9 protein-coding genes are annotated in these 6,461 nt (G+C 71.7%); 2 read left to right on the forward strand and 7 right to left on the reverse strand.

Annotation, left to right across the window (positions count from 1 at the left end; all coding sequences use genetic code 11):
* Positions 1-28: 28 nt before the first annotated feature.
* Genes V7793_RS31020 through V7793_RS31030 form a run of 3 tightly spaced genes read right to left on the reverse strand, consistent with a single transcriptional unit; the run spans position 29 to position 1,894 of the window.
* On the reverse strand, positions 29-811 hold the full coding sequence (locus V7793_RS31020; protein WP_336012844.1) for a DUF3710 domain-containing protein: 783 nt from the start codon (positions 809-811) through the stop codon (positions 29-31).
* 1 nt (position 812) lies between these two features.
* Complete coding sequence (gene dut, locus V7793_RS31025; RefSeq protein WP_058042151.1) at positions 813-1,313, reverse strand: dUTP diphosphatase; 501 nt, start codon at positions 1,311-1,313, stop codon at positions 813-815.
* Positions 1,310-1,894 (reverse strand): PaaI family thioesterase, encoded by a 585-nt coding sequence (locus tag V7793_RS31030; protein WP_336012847.1) that lies wholly within the window; start codon positions 1,892-1,894, stop codon positions 1,310-1,312. Before V7793_RS31030 ends, dut begins: the two co-directional genes overlap by 4 nt.
* Before the next feature lie 59 nt (positions 1,895-1,953).
* Between V7793_RS31030 and V7793_RS31035 the strand changes: the two genes are divergently transcribed.
* Positions 1,954-2,400: a DUF3093 domain-containing protein gene (locus tag V7793_RS31035; protein ID WP_336012849.1), complete on the forward strand. Its 447-nt coding sequence runs from the start codon at positions 1,954-1,956 to the stop codon at positions 2,398-2,400.
* A gap of 73 nt (positions 2,401-2,473) precedes the next feature.
* Here V7793_RS31035 and V7793_RS31040 read toward each other — a convergent pair whose 3' ends face one another.
* From V7793_RS31040 to V7793_RS31055, 4 genes are all read right to left on the reverse strand, one after another.
* Entirely contained in the window at positions 2,474-3,289 is an 816-nt protein-coding gene (locus V7793_RS31040) for a hypothetical protein (protein ID WP_336012850.1), read from the reverse strand.
* Positions 3,290-3,303: 14 nt separating this feature from the next.
* Positions 3,304-3,600: a DUF4193 domain-containing protein gene (locus V7793_RS31045; protein WP_030366107.1), complete on the reverse strand. Its 297-nt coding sequence runs from the start codon at positions 3,598-3,600 to the stop codon at positions 3,304-3,306.
* Between the two features lie 398 nt (positions 3,601-3,998).
* Complete coding sequence (locus tag V7793_RS31050; RefSeq protein ID WP_336012853.1) at positions 3,999-5,249, reverse strand: sensor histidine kinase; 1,251 nt, start codon at positions 5,247-5,249, stop codon at positions 3,999-4,001.
* A gap of 7 nt (positions 5,250-5,256) precedes the next feature.
* Positions 5,257-5,910 (reverse strand): response regulator transcription factor, encoded by a 654-nt coding sequence (locus V7793_RS31055; protein WP_030368611.1) that lies wholly within the window; start codon positions 5,908-5,910, stop codon positions 5,257-5,259.
* Positions 5,911-6,270: 360 nt separating this feature from the next.
* Here V7793_RS31055 and V7793_RS31060 point away from each other — a divergent pair, with 360 nt between their 5' ends.
* Complete coding sequence (locus V7793_RS31060; RefSeq protein ID WP_168091529.1) at positions 6,271-6,435, forward strand: hypothetical protein; 165 nt, start codon at positions 6,271-6,273, stop codon at positions 6,433-6,435.
* Positions 6,436-6,461 lie beyond the last annotated feature (26 nt).

Genomic DNA, 6,461 nt, shown 5'->3' on the forward strand with positions numbered 1-6,461 from the left:
CGGCGGACCGGTCTTCGGCAGGCTGCCGTCAGCGCACTTCGGTGATCTCCGGACCGCGCTCCAGGCGGTCCACGCCGCCCGCGAAGCGCGAGCGGTCGTCGTCCTGCGGCTGCAGGCCCTCGGCGACCATCTGGGCGTCCTCCGGCAGCTTCAGCACGATCGGGTCGCGCGGAGCCATCGGGGACTCGCCGCGGACGACGACGGTGTCCCGGAAGATCTGCTCCAGCAGGCCGGCGGTCTGCGGCTGCACCGCGCCCTGGCCCGAGATCACGCCGCGCAGGAACCAGCGCGGCCCGTCGCACCCGATGAAGCGGACCATCTGCACGCCCTGCGTGCCGTCCGGCAGCGCCACCGGCACCTGGGCCCGCAGCTCCCAGCCGAGCGGGCCCTCGACCTCGTCCACGACGCCGCCCTGCTGGGTGATGCCGGAGGCGATCTCCTCGCGGACCTCGACCCAGATGCCCTCGCGCTTGGGGGCGGCGAAGGCCTGCAGCTGCACGGCGCTGTCGCGCAGCACCACGGTGGCGGCGACGATCGCGTCACCGGCGACCTCCACGCGCAGCTCCATGCCCTCGACGCCGGGCACGAACAGACCGCCCAGGTCGACCCGGCCCTCGGTGGCGTCACGAACCTCGGAGAGGTCCCACGGCCCGTCGGGGCGGGGCTCCGGCTCCAGCCTGACGCGGCTCCCGGCCGCGGAGTCCTGCGCGTCCGACGCTGAGTCCTCAGCCAACTCCTCGGAGGTCACGTCGTCGAGATGACCGGCATCCTCGACTACGTCCTCACTGCGCTTGCGGCGACGACCGAACACGTCACTGTCCTTCCCGGTCGCTGGCGACCGAAGCGAATCCATACCCCACGGCAGCGTGGCCACCGGTGGACCCGAAGCCCCCTTCGGCCCGTGCCGAGCCCGGAAGCTCCGCGACCTCGTGGAAGCGGACCTTCTCTACCTGCTGGACGACCAACTGGGCGATGCGGTCGAACCTCTCGAACCGAACGGTTTCCCGCGGGTCCAGATTGACCACAATCACCTTGATCTCTCCACGGTACCCGGCATCGATGGTCCCCGGGGCATTCACCATCGAGACTCCGCACCGGGCGGCGAGACCCGAACGCGGGTGCACGAACGCGGCGTAGCCGTCCGGCAGCGCGATGGAAACGCCCGTCGGCAGCACCATGCGCTCCCCCGGGGCCAGCTCGGCGGCCTCGGTGGTCACGAGGTCGCAGCCGGCGTCACCGGGGTGGCCGTAGGAGGGGAGGGGCACCTCGGGGTCCACACGGCGGATGAGGACGTCCAAGGGTTGACGCGTCACGGGTTCACCTCGAAAGCTCGCGCGACCTTCACCTGGTCGGGGTTGGCCAGCGTGGCCTGGATCTCTGCGGGACGGCCGTTCTCGATGAAGTGGTCGACCTTGACCTCGACGAACACCGCCTCGGCGCGGAGTGCGAGCGGACCCTCGGGCCCGCCGATCCGGCCGGTGGCCGCGGCGTAGATCTTACGGCCGTGCACGGACTTCACCTCGGCCCGCAGGTGGAGCACGGTGTCCACGGGCACGGGCAGCAGGAAGTCGGTCTCCAGCCGGCCGGTCACCGCGATCACCCGCAGCATCCAGCCGAGCGAGCCCAGCGTCTCGTCCAGCGCCGTCGCCAGCACCCCGCCGTGGGCGAGGCCCGGGGCGCCCTGGTGCGCCTCCTTGACCCGGAACTCCGCGGAGACGCCCACGCCCTCGCCGGCCCGCACCTCGACGTGCAGCCCGTGCGGGACGCCGGGGCCGCAGCCGAAGCAGTACTCGTAGTGCGACCCGATGATCTCTCCGGGCGCGGGCGCGTCGGGGTGCCGCACCGGGGGCACGGCCCCCTCCGGCGGCGTCAGCGCTGTCGTTCGTCCACTCACAGGGGCTGACCTTACCCGCGACGGCCGGGCCCGGTCCCGCTCGTGTCAAGCTTGGGCCCATGCAGGCTTACGAAGAACGTCTCACCGCGCCCCGTTCCTGGTGGTTCATCGCGGTTCTGGCCGGGGTCGCGATGGCGCTGATCCTGCTGCCCCTGGGGACGGTTCCCATGCTCGGCGGGCTGGTGGGCGGCGGTGCCCTCGCGGCGGTCGCCGTCAGCTCCTACGGGTCCGTGCGCATCCGCGTGGTGAGCGGCGCACTGCTGGCGGGCGACGCCCGCATCCCCGTCGATGCGCTGGGGACGCCGCAGGTGCTGGACGCCGAGGAGGCCCGCGCCTGGCGCACGCACAAGGCTGACACCCGCGCCTTCATGCTGCTGCGCGGCTACGTGCCGACCGCGGTCCGGATCGAGATCACGGACCCGGCCGACCCCACTCCGTACGTCTACCTCTCCACGCGCTCTCCCGAGCGGCTGGCCGAGGCGCTCGCGGCCGTACGGGCTTCCTGACGCCGCGGACGCCCCGGCGGGCTGTGCGGATGCCCTGACGGCCCTCTCGGGGGCCCGGGCGGGGCGGCGTGGCTCAGGGCAGCCACGGAGGGCCTTCGGAGCCCTCCGGGAGCGCCTCCCACGGCACCTGCCGGGCCCGCAGGTCGATGCGGACCTTGGCCGCGAGCCTTCTGGTGTCGCGGCGGTTCATCACCGCGCCCACGGTCGCACCGATCATGAAGGGCGCGAGGTTGGGCAGGTTGCGGAACGTGCGCTTGAGGATCTGCTGGCGCAGCTCGCGCCGGAGCTGGCCGCCCAGGGCCGCGTTGACGGTGGTGGGGGACGTGACGTCGATCCCGCGCTCGTCCGCCCAGGCGGCCAGATAGGCCATGGAGCGCTGACGCAGCGTGCCGGGGGCCCGCAGGCCGTACACCTCGTGGAGCTCGGCGATCAGCTTGAGCTCCACGGCGGCCACGCCGGCGATCTCGGCGGCCAGTTCGGCGGGCATCGCGGGCGGCACCGGCAGCATCGCCGCGGCCCCGACCCCGGCGCCCACGGTGGACGTGGCGTTGACCGCGCCCGTCACCAGCTTGTCGGCGAGCTCCTCCGGGCCGAGGCCCGGGAACTGGGCCCGCAGTGTCGCAAGGTCGCGCACCGGGATGCGCGGGGCGTTCGCGATGAGCCGGTCGACGAGGGCGGTGAGGCCCGCCCGCGCTCCCCGGCCGCCCTTGGTGGCACCACGGCCGACAGCAGCGACGAGCGAGGCCGTACGGCCTCGCTCGACCTGGGTGCCGACCGTGTCGCCAGGGGCAGGGACGCTCTCGCCCTGCCGTGCGGCCTCCTGGTCCGGCCCGGTGGTCAGCTCGGGCTGCCGGGAGCGCCGCTTCCGGAACGGGGTCGAGCCTGCCATCGCAGACCCGTTCCTCAGTCGCAGTCGCGGCAGATCGGCTGGCCGTTCTTCTCGCGCGCCAGCTGGCTGCGGTGGTGCACGAGGAAGCAGCTCATGCAGGTGAACTCGTCGGCCTGCTTGGGCAGGACCCGGACGGCCAGCTCCTCGTTGGAGAGGTCCGCGCCGGGCAGCTCCATGCCCTCCGCGGCCTCGAAGTCGTCCACGTCGACGGTCGACGCCGACTTGTCGTTCCGGCGGGCCTTGAGCTCTTCAAGGCTGTCCGAGTCGACGTCGTCGTCGGTCTTGCGTGGGGTGTCGTAGTCCGTTGCCATGTCGCTCTCCCCCTCTGGGTGTCTGCGGTGTCTCCAGCGCACGTAACGCGTGAGAGGCCGGACTTGTGCCCGACCCGAGGCGGAGATTTTGCCTCACATCAAGGTCTGTTACTCAATCGACACCCAACCGCACACCTGAAGAGGTGATGGGGATGGATGGCGAACCGGACCGTACACGGTCCGAATGCCGCATGCGGATGCGCCATCACGTGTACTTCCCGTGATCAGGACCAGCGGAAACCCCCATTTTTCCGGCGTTCCGGCGCGCCCGCTGATCACGGAGAGTGGATGGCCGGAAGTTTGCCTGTGTGAGCGATTACACACACTCACAGCAAGGGTCGGAACGTGAAAATTCCGCCCAAAGCGAACCTACGGCCGCCCTATTCTCGCAGAAATTTTCAGGTGGGCAGGACCACTCTCATGATCAACCCGCCTCCCTCGCGCGGCTCCGCGGTGATCCGCCCGCCGTGCGCGCGGGCCACCGAGCGCACGATCGACAGCCCCAGGCCGACGCCCTTGTCGCTGCCCGTGCGCTCCGTACGGAGCCGGCGGAACGGCTCGAAGATGTTGTCCAGCTCGTAGGCCGGGACCACGGGCCCGGTGTTCTCCACCACCAGCACCGCCTGGCCCGGCTGCGCCTCGGTGGTCACCTCGACCCAGCCGTCCGGGGTGTTGTACCGCACGGCGTTCTGCACCAGGTTCAGCGCGATCCGCTCCAGCAGCACGCCGTTGCCCTGGACGACCGCGGGCTGGCGCGTGCCGCGCAGCTCCACGCCCTTGCCCTGGGCCTCCGAGCGCGTCTGGTCCAGCGCCCGGGAGGCCACCTCGGCCAGGTCTACGGGCTTGCGGTCGACGATCTCGTTGTCGCTGCGCGCGAGCAGCAGCAGGCCCTCCACCAGCTGCTCGCTGCGCTCGTTCGTGGCCAGCAGCGTCTTGCCGAGCTGCTGGAGCTCCGGGGGCGCACCGGGGTCGGAGAGGGTGACCTCCAGCAGCGTGCGGTTGATCGCCAGCGGCGTGCGCAGCTCGTGCGAGGCGTTGGCCACGAACCGCTGCTGCGCGGTGAAGGCCCGCTCCAGCCGGTCGAGCATCTCGTCGAAGGTGTCCGAGAGCTCCTTCAACTCGTCCTCCGGCCCGTCCAGTTCGATCCGGCGGGAGAGGTCGGTGGCCGCCACCCGGCGGGCGGTCCGCGTCATCCTGCCCAGCGGCGAGAGGACCCGGCCCGCCATGGCGTAGCCGAAGGCGAAGGCGATCACGGCCAGGCCGAGGAGGGCCAGCAGGGAGCGCTTGAGGAGCCCGTCGAGGGCCATGGCGCGCTGGTGCTCCATGCACAGCCGCAGGCCGTTCATGAAGGTGTCGCTGTTGGTAGCGGAGCCCTGGGGCAGGCTCCGGCAGCTGGCGCTGGTCTCGACGTTGGCGTTGAGGATCCGGAACGGCAGCTGGTTGCCCTGGGTGAGGGCGTCGGCCGCCAGCAGGTAGATGATCGTCAGCAGCAGCACGCCGGCCATCAGGAACATCCCGCCGTACAGCAGGGTCAGCCGTATCCGGATCGTCGGGCGCAGCAGGGGGAACGGGCGCACGACGGGCTGCCGCGGGTCCCAGGTGGGCTTGGGAGGGGTCGCGGGGGGCGTCGGGGTGGGGGCGGAGGTCATCGGGGGATCAGATCCGGTATCCGGAGCCGGGCACGGTGACGATCACCGGGGGCTCGCCGAGCTTGCGGCGCAGGGTCATGACGGTGACCCGGACGACGTTGGTGAAGGGGTCGGTGTTCTCGTCCCAGGCCTTCTCCAGCAGCTGCTCGGCCGAGACGACCGCGCCCTCGCTGCGCATGAGGACCTCCAGGACGGCGAACTCCTTGGGCGCCAGCTGCACCTCCCGGCCGTCGCGGAAGACCTCGCGGCGGTTGGGGTCGAGCTTGATGCCGGCGCGCTCCAGGACGGGCGGCAGGGCCACGGTCGTGCGGCGGCCGAGGGCCCGCACGCGGGCGGTGAGCTCGCTGAAGGCGAAGGGCTTGGGGAGGTAGTCGTCGGCGCCGATCTCCAGGCCCTCCACGCGGTCGCTGACGTCGCCGGAGGCGGTGAGCATCAGGACGCGGGTGGGGATGCCGAGCTCGACGACCTTGCGGCAGACGTCGTCGCCGTGGACGAGCGGCAGGTCGCGGTCGAGGACGATCACGTCGTAGTCGTTGACGGCGATGCGCTCCAGGGCGGCGGCACCGTCGTACACGACGTCGACCGCCATGGCCTCCCGGCGCAGTCCGGTGGCGACGGCATCGGCGAGCAGCTGCTCGTCCTCGACGACGAGTACGCGCACGGCGTTGATCCTTCCCTTTGGGCCCGGGCGGGCAGGCTGGAGATACCCCTGTGGGTGTCTCCATCCTGCCTCGAACGTCGGTAAACCGGCTGTAAGGGGTGCCGGGGCCTGCTTGCCGGCAGGGCATTCCGGATCGCGTCCGGGGCGGGGCGCGGAGCGCTTTCCGGACGGGTGGGGGGATTGGTTCCGGTCGGGAGGTTTCCCCGCGGACGGCGTTGGGGAAGACGTCTGCACACCCGCGATCACGCCCAGTGGCGGCACGCCACCACGGCCCGTCCGCCCGCGCCGGGGCAGGGGCGCGATCGATTCGCCGTCGGCACACCCCCGTGCCATCGACCCACGACGAGGGGGCGCAGCACCATGGACGCGTTCACCGCTGGCATTCTGCAGCGCATAGAGAGCACCCGCAGCGAACGGGACCAGGCCCGCAGGCTGGGCGACGAGTACACGGCCGAGGTGGAGCAGTCCGCCTTGGACGACCTGCACCGTCTCGCCGCCGAACACGGCGTCGAGGTCTCGGCCTGAGCAGGATCCGACGGCAGTGGGGGGGG

Source organism: Streptomyces sp. KLMMK (assembly GCF_036961605.1).
In the GTDB taxonomy this organism is placed as follows: Bacteria; Actinomycetota; Actinomycetes; order Streptomycetales; family Streptomycetaceae; genus Streptomyces; species Streptomyces telluris.

Coding starts and splice junctions, on each gene's coding strand:
- V7793_RS31040 (WP_336012850.1), bottom strand. CDS start 3,289: ATGGCAGGCTCGACCCCGTTCCGGAAGCGGCGCTCCCGGCAGCCCGAG.
- V7793_RS31060 (WP_168091529.1), top strand. CDS start 6,271: ATGGACGCGTTCACCGCTGGCATTCTGCAGCGCATAGAGAGCACCCGC.
- V7793_RS31050 (WP_336012853.1), bottom strand. CDS start 5,249: ATGACCTCCGCCCCCACCCCGACGCCCCCCGCGACCCCTCCCAAGCCC.
- V7793_RS31045 (WP_030366107.1), bottom strand. CDS start 3,600: ATGGCAACGGACTACGACACCCCACGCAAGACCGACGACGACGTCGAC.
- V7793_RS31035 (WP_336012849.1), top strand. CDS start 1,954: ATGCAGGCTTACGAAGAACGTCTCACCGCGCCCCGTTCCTGGTGGTTC.